The organism is Klebsiella sp. GN_Kp190 (assembly GCF_040061795.1).
Classification (GTDB): Bacteria; Pseudomonadota; Gammaproteobacteria; order Enterobacterales; family Enterobacteriaceae; genus Klebsiella; species Klebsiella michiganensis.
The window spans coordinates 15,177-29,750 of the sequence record NZ_JBEAFN010000074.1 but is presented as its reverse complement, the minus strand read 5'-3'; the positions used below and the strand labels follow the sequence as shown (position 1 = coordinate 29,750).

The window sequence follows — 14,574 nt, the reverse complement described above, 5'->3', positions numbered from 1 at the left end:
GGCTAAATACATTCATTAAATCGAAAAGAGAATGTTTTTTCTGATTGTTGAGTTATACGTATAACATATTATTTTTCGTATTTTTAGATACAAATCAAATTAGCCTATTTTCGGCGCATCTCTTCCTCACGTATTTACACAGATTTTAAGCATCGAGCGTTTGACTGACGGGCATTTACAAAATACCCAGCTCAATAACCGCACCGTTTCAGTGCAGCTATTGTTTTGCACTAAATGATTCAAATCAATACTGGCAAAATAGAGTAAAAGTGGTTAATTGATATGGTTGATTTTTATCATAAGAGGTTATTTTGAAATTATTCTTTTTGCGCAAATCCTGAATAAGCGCACATAGCCATTTTTTAGCAAAATGGCTAAATAAAACCAATTATTTTGATTTACATCAATATAAAACCGATTTCATAAGGAAGCATACTTTGCCGTTAATAACAGGCGCGGTAGTAGATATGATCGTAATTATATGATTTCACAATCTTTCGATCTGTTCCTGATATCCAGAACAGAATTTTATTCTGTTCACAATCCTCAATGCAGCCATTTAGTTCAGCTCATGCCAGTTTTTCGAATCTTTTACTTGTTGCTATTATCATTACTAGTATTAGACACTCATCTAATTGTTATTATTTTATATTAATCAGCATAAGAACCAGTTAAAGGAATCTCCATGTTCGGACCTGCTTCACGCAAAGTAAAAATGGCCATGAACTTAATCAAAATATATTCATCAACGCGAAAATGCTCGTAAATTACCGGAGAGCGTCAAGCATGCAGTGGAATATTGAAAATAGCCTTGTATGTCCTGTAACAGGAACAGGTTTTTCAGTTGCGGCAAGTGCCAAAAATCTGAAATTAATTATTTGGTATAGTGGGGATTATTTTTTGAGCATTGGTTCGGTTATTAACATCACACAAAATGAAGTTTTCATTAATGGTGTGCCCGGCGATTTACAGGTTATTCATGCATTCCCCTATACGGAAAATTTATGGTCAACATTTTCAAAGAATATTGAATGCCCCGGCAATCAGAACCCTATGCTGCTCATCTGCAATCGAAGAAGCCTCTGCAAGTTCGCCTTGTGCCCCTACGGCGCCAGGCAAAAGAGGCCGCAATAAGGCTTCCCCATCATTCGCGCTAGCGTACCGGTACTTATTTTCTATGTGGGCACGCGCTGTCCTGACAGCCCGTGCCCACATTGTGCCGCACCCTGTTCCCTTAATGCGCAATGCTTCTGCTCGTATCTGAATCATTGTCTGGCTCCGCAAAAAATAGTCCTGAACCGCAGCTCCGGGAATCATAGCGAATTTCATGGCTAATATATAGCTCATATTAATGTCCGGATGGTTTACAATGGCGGTAGCGAATGAATAGGCACCTGACTTCAGATACTGAATGCGCCACCTCAGCCGTGATTCAGGTAAAGAGATTCAAGCGATTAAAAGATGAGTGCAAGCATACACAATATGAATAAAATTGTTTTCGTTGAGGATGATGCCGAGGTCGGCGCACTGATTGCGGCCTACCTTGGCAAACACGATATGGACGTGGTGGTAGAACCGCGCGGCGATCGGGCGGAAGAGGTTATCGCGCGCGAAAAGCCGGACCTGGTGCTGCTGGATATCATGCTGCCGGGTAAAGACGGTATGACGCTGTGCCGCGATTTACGCGGCCAGTGGCAGGGACCAATCGTATTGCTCACTTCACTGGACAGCGATATGAACCATATTCTCTCACTCGAAATGGGCGCCAGCGATTATATCCTGAAAACCACGCCGCCCGCGGTGCTGTTAGCTCGCCTGCGCCTGCATTTGCGCCAGCATATCGCCGTGCCGGACGGCAGCGTCCCCTCCTCGCTCACCCCGCATAAAGCGATCGCTTTTGGCTCCCTGAGTATCGACCCGGTGAATAGACAGGTGATGCTCGGCGGCGAAAGCGTCGCCTTATCCACTGCGGATTTCGATCTCCTGTGGGAGTTAGCGACCCATGCTGGACAAATTATGGATCGGGACGCGTTATTAAAAAATCTGCGCGGAGTCAGCTACGATGGTATGGACCGCAGCGTCGATGTCGCCATCTCGCGGCTGCGTAAAAAGCTTCTCGATAATGCGACTGAGCCATATCGTATCAAAACGGTACGCAATAAAGGTTACCTGTTCGCCCCGCACGCCTGGGACAATTAATTTTGGCATATGGCGATGGAATAGCTGTTTGTGCGGAGTTAGCCGTCAGAGCCAATTCAACCTCCTGTTAATTATTTTTAAAACAGGGGGTGAAATTGCTTTTCCCACGCAAAACCCGCGCTTCACCGCGCGGCGCGCCTCACGACTTGCCGGGCGGGTGATACTCTTTGCAGACAATCAACGGAAAACATTCTACTGTGGAGTGATAGCGCTGGCGCCTGGCCAGTATCGACACCCGTCGTGAGTATAGAGATTCACACCTTCAGTGGGTTGGGATGACCGCAATATCTACTGCACGGGAGCATCTATATGTTGAACGATCTCAGCAGCGATGAAAGCAAAAGACGCGCGGCGATTGACCTGTTAAAAAACGCGGACGAAGGGCGAGACGAAGCGTTAAAAAAATACACTCATCTGGTCTGCCAGTTGCTAAAAATGCCAATGAGTTTTGTGTCAATCCTTGACGATGAAAAGCAGTACATCAAATCCGCTCAGAATATCGCCCCCACGGACACCAGCCTGGGCGGAGCATTTTGCGAACAGACCCTGAAACAGGGTGAGACTCTCCTTTGTCCTGATACGCATCAGCACCCGATCTTTCATCGCGATCGGGCGGTCAGAGAAGCGCCATTCATTCGCTTTTATGCAGGATGCCCGCTGAAAACCCGCGACGGAGTGACCGTGGGTACCTTGAGTATCTTAGATACGCAACCCAGGGCACTTTCAGATGAGCAGATCGCTATTTTTAAGGCGCTGGCCGAGCTGATATCGGATTTCTTAGCCTCCTGGCACTCAGTGGGGTATATCGACGTCGTCACGCTTTTACCCAATCGGCAGCGCCTGCTCAAGGACATTGAGGTGTCGGCGGAGGGTACTTTCAGGCTGGTCATTATTGACTGCATTGATATGCCATTTGCCTACGAGATGGCCCGCTCATTGGGGATGCTGGCGGTAGAGAATTTGCTTCGTGACATGACCGTCGCGCTGCAGGCGCGCCTGCCCATGGCGAGCAAACTTTACGCCGTGGCGGTGGGACGCTTTGCCTTTTTCACCCCGGAACCCATGGCGCTGTCATTGGAGGGTATAGCACTACGGCTTCAGGGAACCCAGGCCAGGATCGGCCCGGACGTTCCCCTGGATTTGAATATTCACATGGGTGACTCCGGTATTTGCGATAGCGACATGACGCCAAATGAAATTCTGCGGCGCGCGGTGAGCGCACTGCATGAAGCGATAAGCCAGGGGCACCGTTTTACGACCTATAATGACGCACTGGACATCCGCAAGAAGCGAGATTTCAGCCTGCTCACCGAACTCAGGCAAACGCTGCAGGGAAACCAGGGGTTATATCTGGTCTTTCAGCCAAAAATTTCGCTGACGACGGGAGACGTGACGGGCGCTGAAGCCTTGATAAGATGGAAGCATCCTATCAATGGCGAAGTGCTGCCGGGTGAATTTATTCCGCTGGTCGAAAAGACTAGCCTGATGCGCGAACTCTCGGCCTGGGTTATCGATCATACTATCGCGCAGCTGAGTGACTGGCGGGATCGGGGGCTTTCTCTTCCCGTCTCAATTAATCTCGCCGCCAGCGATTTTTCTCGACCCGATTTCGCTGAGGAGCTTGAGCAGAAACTGCGGGAGGCGTGTCTTGACCCAGCCCTGCTGGGGGTGGAGTGTCTGGAGACTGAGAAGATGCTTGAAAGTCCGGCCGCGCTGAACGGACTGGACATGCTCAAAAAACGCGGGTTTAAAATTTCTCTGGATGACTTTGGATCGGGATACAGCAACATTAATTACCTGCGGCAAATCCCGCTGGACATCATCAAACTCGACCGGTCTATTGTGAGGCATATAGTCCATGAGAAAGCCAGCCGCATTATTGTGCACAACGTTATCAGGCTCCTCAAGCAGCTCGATTACGTCGTCCTTGCCGAAGGCGTCGAGGATCTCGAAACGGTTGAGATTTTACGCAGCCTGGGCTGCGATGAGGTTCAGGGATATTTTTATGCCCGGCCGATGGTCTCCGTTGATTTTGCCGCATGGTATCGCGCCAGAAAGGCAGACCTGGGAAAGCAATCCTGAGACGAACGACTCTTTTCAATGTTCTTTCAGTATATGAACCAATCCAGCGATAAAGACGCGCAACGGGCGCTGCACTGAGGAATACGATATGACTACCTTTTACCAATTGACTGCCACCAGCCTGCACGGCCAGCCCATCTCAATGGCTGACTATGCTGGCAAGCTCGTTCTGGTAGTCAATACCGCCAGCCACTGTGGCTTCACGCCACAATATGCAGGGCTGGAAGCGCTCTACGCGAAATACGCTGCCCATGGGCTGATAGTGCTTGGTTTCCCCTGCAACCAGTTTGGTAAGCAGGAGCCCGGCGGCGTCGATGACATCGAGCAGACCTGTCGGATCAATTACGGTGTAAGCTTCCCGATGTTCGAGAAAGTGGAGGTCAACGGCGCCAGCGCGCACCCGCTGTTTCGTTACCTGAAAGATGAGTTACCCGGCGTGCTGGGCGGGCGGATCAAATGGAACTTCACGAAGTTCTTGATCGGTCGCGACGGCACCCCTCTCACGCGTTTCGCGCCGTTCACCACCCCGGAGAAAATGGAGACCGCCATCCTTGCCGCACTAAAGATTTAAATCTTTTGCCTCCCTGACCACTGCCTGTGCGCGAGTGAATGTTCGCTCCGCGCCGGAAGTGCGCCTGAAAAAATGACAATGGGTTATGAATAAGTCCCGCGCACGCGATACAAATCACTCATTTTTCAGCCCACCACACGCCAGATATTTCTCTTTTCTGCGAGTTAAGCAATCTATTAAAACAATACCTGCCCGGCAAGATGACCTATTCCCATCGACGAAAACATCGCCAGGGTGCTCCAGAAAGTAATTCTGCCGATCGCCCTGACAGGAGAGGCTCTGCTGACAATTGAAGATATATAGCCAAGAGCGGCCAGTGAAAAAAGGGAGGAGAGAATAACAAAGAGAAAAACCAGCGTTGCTGGAGAAAGCCATGCAACGACTAAAGGCAACGTTGCGCCAGCGGAAAAACTCAGCGCCGAGAAAACGGCAGCCTGCAGGGGGCGCGCAGAATTGGTATCCGTCAGTCCCAGTTCCTCGCGGGCATGCGTGTCCAGAGCATCTTTCACCATGAGTTGTTCGGCAACCTTTTGGGCAAGCTCTGGCTCGAGTCCGCGTTGCACATAAAGTAAAGTCAGCTCGCGTACTTCTCCCTGATAATCTGTTTCCAGTTCCCTCTTTTCCTGAGCGAGAGCCGCGTTTTCCGTGTCGGCCTGAGATGAGACGGAAACATATTCCCCCGCTGCCATCGACATCGCCCCCGCGACCAGCCCGGCAATGCCCGCAAGTAAAACCCCGGAAGAGCCCGTATTAGCAGACGCAACGCCAAGAACAAGGCTCGCTGTCGAAACAATACCATCGTTAGCCCCGAGTACAGCAGCCCTCAACCATCCGACGCGTTCAATGCTGTGTCGTTCAAGATGCATGCTTTTATTCTCCTTTAAGTACGCCTGTTCAGCCTGGCGGGATGAGGGTGGAATAAAACGGATTAAAACAGAGAACGCTTCGCACATCGGCGCCGACCGCGGTACATTACATTCTTCTCTGATTTGGCTTCAACCCACACCATCATACTTATGCGTGCCGGATGTTGTCAGCCGCAGCGAACCCTGCTTTCATAGCAAATCAAATGGGCATAAAACGCAACAAGGGTTTTTCACGTAGATTGCGCCTGAATAAATGCCCCCGCAGTGCCCCTGCAGGTAAAAGCAGGAATTTAACCTTTTGATTTTGAGTGAGATTTAATGAAAAAGCTGTTTGTGCAGTTTTACCTCCTGCTGTTCGTCTGCTTCCTGGTCATGACCATGATGGTGGGCCTGGTGTACAAATTCACCGCCGAACGCGCAGGGCGTCAGTCGCTGGACGACCTGATGAAAAGTTCGCTGTATCTGATGCGCAGCGAGCTGCGGGAGATCCCGCCGCGCGACTGGAGCAAAACGCTCAAAGAGCTGGACCTCAATCTCTCTTTCGATCTGCATATCGAGCCCATCAGCAAATTCAAGCTCTCGGAAAACTCGATGCAGCATCTGCGCGCCGGGGATATCGTCGCCCTCGACGATCAGTACACTTTTATCCAGCGGATCCCGCGCAGCCACTACGTGCTCTCCGTCGGTCCGGTGCCGTATCTCTATTTTTTGCATGAGATGCGCCTGCTCGATCTGGCCCTGATGGCTTTTATCGCCATCTCGCTGGCCTTTCCGGTCTTTATCTGGATGCGTCCTCACTGGCAGGAGATGCTGCGTATTGAGACCGCCGCCCAGCGCTTCGGCGACGGACATCTTACTGAACGCATTCATTTCGACAGCATGTCCAGCTTCGCGCGGCTGGGGGTGGCGTTTAATCAGATGGCCGATAACATCAACGCGCTTATCGCCAGCAAAAAACAGCTGATCGATGGCATCGCCCATGAGCTGCGGACCCCGCTGGTACGCCTGCGCTATCGCCTGGAAATGAGTGAGAACCTCACCGAAGCCGAATCGCAGGCGTTGAACCGCGATATCGGCCAGCTGGAGGCGCTGATTGAAGAACTTCTGACCTACGCGCGGCTTGACCGCCCGCAGAACGAACTGAAGCTGACGACCCCCAATTTCCCGGCGTGGATCCGCGATCACGTGGAAGATATTCAGACGGTTAATCCCCAGCGCGAGATTGCGCTAACCGACGTCGTGGCCGGGAGTTACGGCGCGCTGGATATGCGCTTAATGGAACGGGTGCTGGATAATCTGGTGAATAATGCCCTGCGCTACAGTAACCAGCGTATTCAGATCAGCCTGACGCTGCAGGCTTCGCGCGCGACGCTGCGGGTCGAAGATGATGGCCCCGGAATTGCGCCTGATGAACGTGAGCGAGTGTTCGAGCCTTTCGTACGCCTCGACCCGAGCCGCGATCGCGCGACCGGCGGCTGTGGCCTCGGTTTAGCTATCGTCCACAGCATCGCCCAGGCAATGGCCGGGGAAGTGCATTGCGAAGCGAGTTCGCTGGGCGGGGCCTGTTTTTGCTTTAGCTGGCCGGTCTATCATCAGTTGCCGGATTTTACCTCCGCCTGATACGCCTTTGCGCAAAAGCTGAGGCCTGCTATAGTTAAAAAATCGCTAAGTATGTTGTAACTAAAGTGGGGAATATGGCCAGCTATGACCTTGTTGAACGTCTGAACGACACCTTTCGCCAGCTCGAGCATGAACTACAGACGCTAAAACACGCCCTGAGCCAGTGCCGCCTGCTGGCCGCCCGCGTCTTTGAGCTGCCGCCGGTGAGTAAAGACGCAGAACACCAGCCGCTGGAGAGCATCAACGTGGTTCAGCACACCGGCAAAACCGCGCTGGAGATGGCGCTCAGGCACTATAGTCATCTGTTTATCCAGCAGCAGTCGGAAACCCGCAGCAGCAAAGCCGCCGTGCGTTTACCCGGCGCGATTTGTCTGCAAACTGACGCCCGCGAACAGGCTGAACTCTTAGACAAAATCACCCATATCAACGCCCTCAAAGCGCGCTTCGAGAAGATTATCACCGTGGATTCCGGCCTGCCTGCCGCCGCGCGGTTTGAGTGGGTCCATCGCCACCTGCCGGGGCTGATTACGCTGAGCGCCTATCGCACGCTAACTCCCCTCCTCGATCCGAGCACCATCCGCTTCGGCTGGGCCAATAAGCACGTGATTAAAAATCTCACCCGCGATCGGGTACTCATGCAGCTGGAAAAAAGCCTTCAGTCGCCCCGGGCGGTTCCGCCGTGGACCCGCGAGCAGTGGCAAAGCAAGCTGGAGCGAGAGTATCAGGATATTGCCGTCCTGCCGCAGCGGGCAAAGCTGAAAATAAAGCGGCCGGTGAAGGTGCAGCCCATCGCCAGGGTCTGGTACAGCGGGGAACAAAAACAGGTGCAATACGCCTGTCCGGGACCGATGATTGCGCTGATATCCGGCACGAAGGGCGTCAGCGTGCCGGACCTCGGTGAACTCCTGAACTATGACGCCGATAACGTGCAGTATCGCTACAAACCGCAGGCGCAGTCGCTCAGGCTACTGATTCCGCGGCTGCACCTGTGGCTGGCTAGCGAGTAGACATACTGCCCACCATCTCTTCCGGGCGCACCCAGCGGTCAAACTCGGCTTCCGTCAGGTAGCCGAGCGCCAGCGCCGACGCTTTCAGGGTTAACCCCTCTTTATGGGCCTTTTTGGCAATTTCCGCCGCTTTGTCATAGCCGATATGGGTATTCAGCGCGGTTACCAGCATCAGCGACTCATTCAGCAACTGGCTGATGCGTTCACGGTTCGGTTCAATGCCTTCCGCGCAGTGCTCGTTAAAGCTCGCCATCCCGTCAGCCAGCAGCCGCACCGATTGCAGGAAGTTGTGGATCACCATCGGGCGATAGACGTTGAGCTCAAAGTTGCCCGATGCGCCGCCGATATTCACCGCGACATCGTTGCCCATCACCTGACAGCACAGCATGGTCAGGGCTTCGCACTGGGTCGGGTTCACCTTGCCAGGCATAATCGACGAACCCGGTTCATTTTCCGGGATCGCAATTTCGCCAATCCCACAGCGTGGGCCGGAGGCCAGCCAGCGCACATCGTTGGCAATTTTCATCAACGAAGCGGCCAGCCCTTTCAGCGCCCCGTGCGCGTGCACCAGCGCATCAACGGTCGCCAGCGCTTCAAACTTGTTCGGCGCGGTGACAAACGGCTGGCCGCTTAAGGCCGCCAGCTCGGCGGCGACGCGTACCGCATATTCCGGATGGGTATTGAGCCCGGTTCCCACCGCCGTCCCGCCCAGCGCCAGCTCGGCCAGATGCGGCAGGCTATGGTCGAGATGTTTTAAATTGTGCTCCAGCATGGCTACCCAGCCGGAGATCTCCTGACCGAGGGTCAGCGGCGTCGCATCCTGCAGATGGGTGCGGCCTATTTTGACAATATCACTGAAGGCAACGGCTTTATTGTTCAGGGTCTGCTTCAGCACGTTGAGCTGCGGGATCAGCTTCTCCCGCAGGGCAATCATCGCCGCCACGTGCATCGCCGTCGGGAACACGTCGTTAGAGCTCTGGCTCTTGTTGACATCATCGTTGGGGTGAATCTTACGCTCCATCCCGCGCGCCCCGCCCAGCAGTTCACTCGCGCGATTGGCCAGTACCTCATTCATATTCATGTTGCTTTGCGTGCCGGAGCCGGTTTGCCAGATAGCCAGCGGAAACTCGTCCGGATGTTTGCCTGCCAGCACTTCGTCCGCGGCCTGAATAATCGCTTGCGCTTTCTCCGCGGCCAGAAGGCCGAGATCGTTATTCACCTTCGCCGCTGCGCGCTTGGTCAGCGCCAGCGCATAAATAAGCTCGGCCGGCATTTTTTCCGTCGAAATACGAAAATGCTCCAGCGAGCGCTGGGTTTGCGCGCCCCATAGCTTGTCGGCAGGCACATCGATGGCGCCCATTGAGTCTTTTTCACTGCGATGCGTTGTCATGACTTTCTCCTTGGATTCAACGTGCGTAATAGCGACAAAGCTCACCTGCTCAAAGGGTAAAGTATGGGTCAGATTTATAAGTTGTTTTGGTGGTTCGTGCCGCTAAGCGGCATAAAAAAACCGCCCCGAAGGGCGGCTGAAATCATTTCACGCAGCGGGCGCACTGCGAGCTCTGGATTTGCTGGAAGAAGTCGTTGCCTTTGTCATCCACGAGGATAAACGCCGGGAAGTCTTCGACTTCAATTTTCCAGATGGCTTCCATACCCAGCTCCGGGTACGCCACGCACTCGAGGCTGCGGATACTCTGCTGCGCCAGTACCGCCGCCGGGCCGCCGATGCTGCCGAGGTAGAAACCGCCGTGTTTATGACAGGCGTCGGTCACCTGCTGGCTGCGGTTGCCTTTGGCTAACATGATTTTACTCGCCCCGTGCGCCTGCAGCAGGTCGACGTAGGAGTCCATGCGGCCAGCGGTCGTCGGGCCAAGGGAGCCGGACGCGTAGCCGTCGGGCGTTTTCGCCGGGCCCGCGTAGTAGATCGGGTGGTCTTTGACGTACTGCGGCAACGCCTCACCGCTGTCGATGAGCTCTTTCAGCTTCGCGTGGGCGATATCGCGGGCCACGATAATCGTCCCGCTCAGCGACAGGCGGGTCGACACCGGGTACTGCGACAGCAGCGCCAGAATATCGCTCATCGGCTGGTTGAGGTTGACCTTGACCGCCTCGCCCTCGCCGGCCTGACGAAGATGCTCGGGAATATATTTGCCCGGATTGCTCTCCAGTTTCTCAATCCAGATCCCCTGGCGATTGATCTTGGCTTTGATATTGCGATCCGCCGAGCAGGAGACGCCCATGCCCACCGGGCAGGAGGCGCCGTGGCGCGGCAGGCGCACGACGCGGATATCGTGGGCGAAGTATTTGCCGCCGAACTGCGCGCCGAGACCGAGGTTTTGCGCCTCCACCAGCAGTTCCTGTTCCAGCTGAATATCGCGGAAGGCCTGACCGTGTTCGTTGCCTTCGGTCGGCAGGCCGTCGTAGTACTTGGTTGAGGCCAGCTTAACGGTTTTCAGGGTGGACTCCGCCGAGGTGCCGCCAATGACGAAAGCAATATGGTACGGCGGGCAGGCGGCGGTTCCCAGAGTGCGCATCTTTTCGACGAGATAGTTTTTCAGCTTCGCCGGGGTAATTAACGCTTTGGTTTCCTGGTACAGGTAGGTTTTATTCGCCGAGCCGCCGCCTTTGGCGATGCAGAGGAATTTGTACTCCTCGCCGTCGGTGGCGTAAAGATCGATCTGCGCAGGCAGGTTAGTGCCGGTGTTGACCTCTTTATACATATCCAGCGGCGCGTTCTGCGAATAGCGCAGGTTATCCTGGATATAGGTGTTATAAACGCCCTGCGCCAGCGCGGCTTCATCGCCGCCGCCGGTCCAAACGCGCTGGCCTTTTTTGCCGGTAATAATCGCGGTACCGGTATCCTGGCAGGTCGGCAGCACCCCTTTGGCGGCGATATCCGAGTTGCGCAGAAACTGCAGCGCCACGTACTTATCGTTTTCGCTGGCTTCCGGGTCGTTGAGAATATCGGCCACCTGCTGCTGGTGCGCCGGGCGAAGCATAAAGGAGGCGTCGTGGAAAGCGTGTTGTGCCAGTAAAGTTAGCGCCTGAGGTTCAACTTTCAGAACTTCCTGGCCGGCGAATTCGGCGACGGAGACGTAATCACTGCTGAGGAGGTAGTACTCGGTATCGTCCTTTTTCAGTGGAAAAGGATCCTGATATACAAACGGTTTATTCGACATTGTGCTCTCACTTACTGCTTAGCTGATTATATTTCAGGCAGACACTCCATTTGCCCGTGGAAAAGCGAGTCGATCGATTTTACACAATTTTTTAACAAAAACTGAGACAAGGACGACTTTTTCTTCGCGCCGGTTGCTTATCGGTCGATTGCTGGTTTAATAGTGCCATGACTATTAAGTGGAAACAGGGATTGAGAATGCAAAAGCTCATTAACTCAGTGCAAAACTACGCCTGGGGAAGCCATACCGCCTTAACCGAACTTTATGGGATTGCTAACCCGGACAACCTGCCGATGGCGGAGCTGTGGATGGGCGCCCATCCCAAGAGCAGCTCGCAGATTGTGGATAATAGCGGGGCGCCGCGCTCTCTGCGCGACGCGATCGAAAGCGATAAAGCAACCCTGCTTGGCGCGAAAGTCGCCGAGCGTTTTGGCGAACTGCCGTTCCTGTTCAAAGTTCTGTGCGCCGCGCAGCCGCTCTCTATCCAGGTCCACCCCAACAAGCAGGCCTCGGAAATCGGTTTTGCCAAAGAGAACGCTGCCGGGATCCCGCTTGATGCCGCCGAACGTAACTATAAAGATCCGAACCACAAGCCGGAGCTGGTTTTCGCCTTAACGCCGTTCCTCGCCATGAACGCCTTCCGCGAGTTTGCCGAAATCGTCACCCTGCTGCAGCCGGTTGCCGATGCGCATCCGGCGATTGCCCAGTTCCTTGCGCAGCCTGACGCCGGGCATCTGAGCCAGCTGTTCGCCAGCCTGCTGAACATGAAAGGCGATGAAAAAGCGCACGCCTTACGGGCGCTGCAGGCGGCGCTGGACAGCGAACAGGGTGAGCCCTGGCAGACTATCCGCCTGATCGCCGAGTTCTACCCGGACGATAGCGGCCTCTTCTCTCCGCTGCTGCTCAACGTGGTCAAACTGAATCCCGGCGAGGCGATGTTCCTGTTTGCGGAAACCCCGCACGCCTACCTGCAGGGCGTGGCGCTGGAAGTGATGGCCAACTCTGATAACGTGCTTCGCGCGGGCCTGACGCCGAAATATATCGATATTCCGGAACTGGTGGCGAACGTCAAATTTGAGCCAAAACCCGCGGGCCAACTGCTGACCCAGCCGGTAATTCACGGCGCGGAGCTGGACTTCCCCATCCCGGTTGACGATTTTGCCTTCTCGCTGCACGACCTGTCAGCGCAGGCGTCAACCATCGCCCAGCAGAGCGCGGCGATCCTGTTCTGCGTCGAGGGTGAGGCGACGATTGCCAAAGGCGAACAGCGCCTGACGCTGAAGCCGGGTGAATCCGCGTTTATCGGCTGTAATGAATCACCGGTGCAGGTCAGCGGCCGCGGCCGCGTGGCGCGCGTGTTTAATAAGCTCCAGTAAGTTACTGAACTTTTTAGCCACAGTTGCTAGACTTTCACCCATCATGACAACACAACCAGGCGGCCCGATCCGCCTGGTTTCATTTATGGACAAATGCTATGAAAAAATCGCTGGTCGCAGCAGGAGTTATCATTGCGCTGGGCGTCGTCTGGACGGGCGGCGCGTGGTATACGGGGAAGCAGCTGGAAAGCCGCATTGCCGACATGGTGCAGCAGGCTAATGCTCAGCTGCAAAGCAGCGCGCCGCAGGCTGGCGTGGAGCTGACGTATCAGGGCTATCAGCGCGGGCTGTTCCGCAGCCATTTACAGCTGGTGCTGAAGCCTGCTGCCGGCAAAGCGCCCCGCTGGCTTGCCGCCGGACAGTCGCTGGTGTTTGATGAAGTCGTCGATCACGGCCCTTTCCCGCTGGCCTCGCTCAAATCCTTTAACCTCGCCCCGGCGATGGCGTCCGTCAAAACCACCCTGACCAATAACGACGCCAGCAAGGCGCTGTTCGACATCGCTAAAGGCGAAACGCCGTTCACCATTGATACCCGTATCGCTTATAGCGGCGACAACACATCCGCTATTGTGCTCAACCCGCTTGATTACGCGAAAGGCGATGAGAAGGTGACCTTCAGCGGCGGACAGTTCCAGCTGGACGCTGACCGCGAAGGGAAAACCCTCAGCCTGAGCGGCGAAGCCGGTAGCGGGCAGATTAACGCGGTTAACGAGTACAACCAGAAAGTTCAGCTCACCTTTAATAACCTGAAAACCGACGGCTCTACCGAAATGGCCAGCTTCAACGAGCGTATCGGTAAACAGGCTATCTCGCTGGACAAGCTGGCGATTGGCGTTGAAGGCAAAGAGCTGGCGCTGTTCGAAGGGATGAAAATTGACGGCAATTCGTCGCTGACTGCCGACGGTAAAGGTATTAACAGCCAGCTGGACTACACGGTCAATAGCCTCAAGCTGCAAAATCAGGATATCGGTAGCGGCCGGCTGACGCTGAAGCTGGACAATATTGATGGCGAAGCCTTCCATCAGTTCAGCCAAAAATACAACGCTGAAGCGCAGGCGCTGATGGCGGATCCGCAGCTGGCGCAGAATCCTGAGCTCTATCAGCAGGCGCTGACGCAGACCTTCTTTAGCGCGCTGCCGATGATGCTGAAAGGCAGCCCGTCTCTGACCATTTCGCCGCTGAGCTGGCGCAATGCGAAGGGGGAAACCACCCTGAATCTTTCGATTCTGCTCAAAGACCCGTCGCTGACCACCACGCCGCCGCAGACGCTGGCGGATGAAGTGGATCGTAGCGTTAAATCGCTCGACGGCAAGCTGGTGATCCCGGTGGATATGGCGACGGCGTTTATGACCCAGATTGCCGGGCTGGAAGGCTATCAGCCCGCCGACGCCGCTAAGCTTGCGGATCAGCAGGTGAAAGGCCTGGCGGCGATGGGGCAGATGTTCCGCATCACCACCATGGAAGATAACGCCATCACCTCAAGCCTGCAGTACGCTGACGGCCAGGTTACGCTGAACGGACAGAAAATGCCGCTGGATGAGTTTGCCGGAATGTTCGGTTTAGCGCTTCCCGCCGTCTCTGAACCCGCAGCGCCGCAGGAAACTCAGCCGCAAGATGACGCGCCGCAAGACGTGGTGCCACCCGCCGCGCCGCAGCAATAAACGGCAAATAGCC

General features: G+C 54.7%; 11 protein-coding genes. 8 read left to right on the top strand and 3 right to left on the bottom strand.

What is annotated here, in order from left to right; all coding sequences use genetic code 11:
* Positions 1-786 precede the first annotated feature (786 nt).
* The 4 genes from iraM (at position 787) to ABLU67_RS27090 (ending at position 4,852) form a co-directional block, all read left to right on the top strand.
* Positions 787-1,134: an anti-adapter protein IraM gene (iraM, locus tag ABLU67_RS27105; RefSeq protein WP_014229571.1), complete on the top strand. Its 348-nt coding sequence runs from the start codon at positions 787-789 to the stop codon at positions 1,132-1,134.
* 348 nt (positions 1,135-1,482) lie between these two features.
* Positions 1,483-2,199, top strand: a complete 717-nt coding sequence (gene rstA / locus ABLU67_RS27100; protein WP_004851385.1) for a two-component system response regulator RstA — start codon at positions 1,483-1,485, stop codon at positions 2,197-2,199.
* 309 nt (positions 2,200-2,508) lie between these two features.
* Positions 2,509-4,281: an EAL domain-containing protein gene (locus ABLU67_RS27095; protein ID WP_348852604.1), complete on the top strand. Its 1,773-nt coding sequence runs from the start codon at positions 2,509-2,511 to the stop codon at positions 4,279-4,281.
* 88 nt (positions 4,282-4,369) lie between these two features.
* Positions 4,370-4,852, top strand: a complete 483-nt coding sequence (locus ABLU67_RS27090; protein ID WP_048262187.1) for a glutathione peroxidase — start codon at positions 4,370-4,372, stop codon at positions 4,850-4,852.
* A 176-nt stretch (positions 4,853-5,028) separates the two neighbouring features.
* On the opposite strand, the gene ABLU67_RS27085 is transcribed toward ABLU67_RS27090, so the two are convergent.
* Entirely contained in the window at positions 5,029-5,718 is a 690-nt protein-coding gene (locus tag ABLU67_RS27085; protein WP_032748939.1) for a VIT family protein, read from the bottom strand.
* A gap of 318 nt (positions 5,719-6,036) precedes the next feature.
* Here ABLU67_RS27085 and rstB point away from each other — a divergent pair, with 318 nt between their 5' ends.
* Positions 6,037-7,338 carry a two-component system sensor histidine kinase RstB gene (gene rstB / locus ABLU67_RS27080; protein ID WP_014229576.1) on the top strand — a complete coding sequence of 434 codons (1,302 nt, stop codon included), beginning with the start codon at positions 6,037-6,039 and terminating at the stop codon, positions 7,336-7,338.
* Positions 7,339-7,412: 74 nt separating this feature from the next.
* A complete protein-coding gene (gene tus / locus ABLU67_RS27075) occupies positions 7,413-8,345 on the top strand; it encodes a DNA replication terminus site-binding protein (protein ID WP_134898158.1) in 933 nt (310 codons plus the stop codon).
* Here tus and fumC read toward each other — a convergent pair.
* Positions 8,335-9,735, bottom strand: a complete 1,401-nt coding sequence (gene fumC / locus ABLU67_RS27070; RefSeq protein ID WP_025105818.1) for a class II fumarate hydratase — start codon at positions 9,733-9,735, stop codon at positions 8,335-8,337. The two genes, tus and fumC, sit on opposite strands and share 11 nt — an antisense overlap.
* A 142-nt stretch (positions 9,736-9,877) precedes the next feature.
* Positions 9,878-11,524, bottom strand: coding sequence for a class I fumarate hydratase FumA (fumA, locus tag ABLU67_RS27065; protein WP_014229578.1), 1,647 nt, complete (start codon positions 11,522-11,524; stop codon positions 9,878-9,880).
* A 197-nt stretch (positions 11,525-11,721) separates the two neighbouring features.
* Here fumA and manA point away from each other — a divergent pair, with 197 nt between their 5' ends.
* The gene (gene manA / locus ABLU67_RS27060; RefSeq protein WP_025105820.1) at positions 11,722-12,900 is read left to right on the top strand and encodes a mannose-6-phosphate isomerase; all 1,179 of its coding nucleotides are present in this window, start codon (positions 11,722-11,724) and stop codon (positions 12,898-12,900) included.
* A 98-nt stretch (positions 12,901-12,998) separates the two neighbouring features.
* A complete protein-coding gene (locus ABLU67_RS27055) occupies positions 12,999-14,561 on the top strand; it encodes a YdgA family protein (protein WP_014838654.1) in 1,563 nt (520 codons plus the stop codon).
* The last annotated feature ends 13 nt before the right edge of the window (positions 14,562-14,574 follow it).

What these genes read in the sequence shown, in the direction of transcription:
- manA (WP_025105820.1), top strand. Translation starts at nt 11,722, where the DNA reads ATGCAAAAGCTCATTAACTCAGTGCAAAACTACGCCTGGGGAAGCCAT.
- ABLU67_RS27095 (WP_348852604.1), top strand. Translation starts at nt 2,509, where the DNA reads ATGTTGAACGATCTCAGCAGCGATGAAAGCAAAAGACGCGCGGCGATT.
- iraM (WP_014229571.1), top strand. Translation starts at nt 787, where the DNA reads ATGCAGTGGAATATTGAAAATAGCCTTGTATGTCCTGTAACAGGAACA.
- ABLU67_RS27055 (WP_014838654.1), top strand. Translation starts at nt 12,999, where the DNA reads ATGAAAAAATCGCTGGTCGCAGCAGGAGTTATCATTGCGCTGGGCGTC.
- tus (WP_134898158.1), top strand. Translation starts at nt 7,413, where the DNA reads ATGGCCAGCTATGACCTTGTTGAACGTCTGAACGACACCTTTCGCCAG.
- ABLU67_RS27090 (WP_048262187.1), top strand. Translation starts at nt 4,370, where the DNA reads ATGACTACCTTTTACCAATTGACTGCCACCAGCCTGCACGGCCAGCCC.
- ABLU67_RS27085 (WP_032748939.1), bottom strand. Translation starts at nt 5,718, where the DNA reads ATGCATCTTGAACGACACAGCATTGAACGCGTCGGATGGTTGAGGGCT.
- fumC (WP_025105818.1), bottom strand. Translation starts at nt 9,735, where the DNA reads ATGACAACGCATCGCAGTGAAAAAGACTCAATGGGCGCCATCGATGTG.
- rstB (WP_014229576.1), top strand. Translation starts at nt 6,037, where the DNA reads ATGAAAAAGCTGTTTGTGCAGTTTTACCTCCTGCTGTTCGTCTGCTTC.
- fumA (WP_014229578.1), bottom strand. Translation starts at nt 11,524, where the DNA reads ATGTCGAATAAACCGTTTGTATATCAGGATCCTTTTCCACTGAAAAAG.
- rstA (WP_004851385.1), top strand. Translation starts at nt 1,483, where the DNA reads ATGAATAAAATTGTTTTCGTTGAGGATGATGCCGAGGTCGGCGCACTG.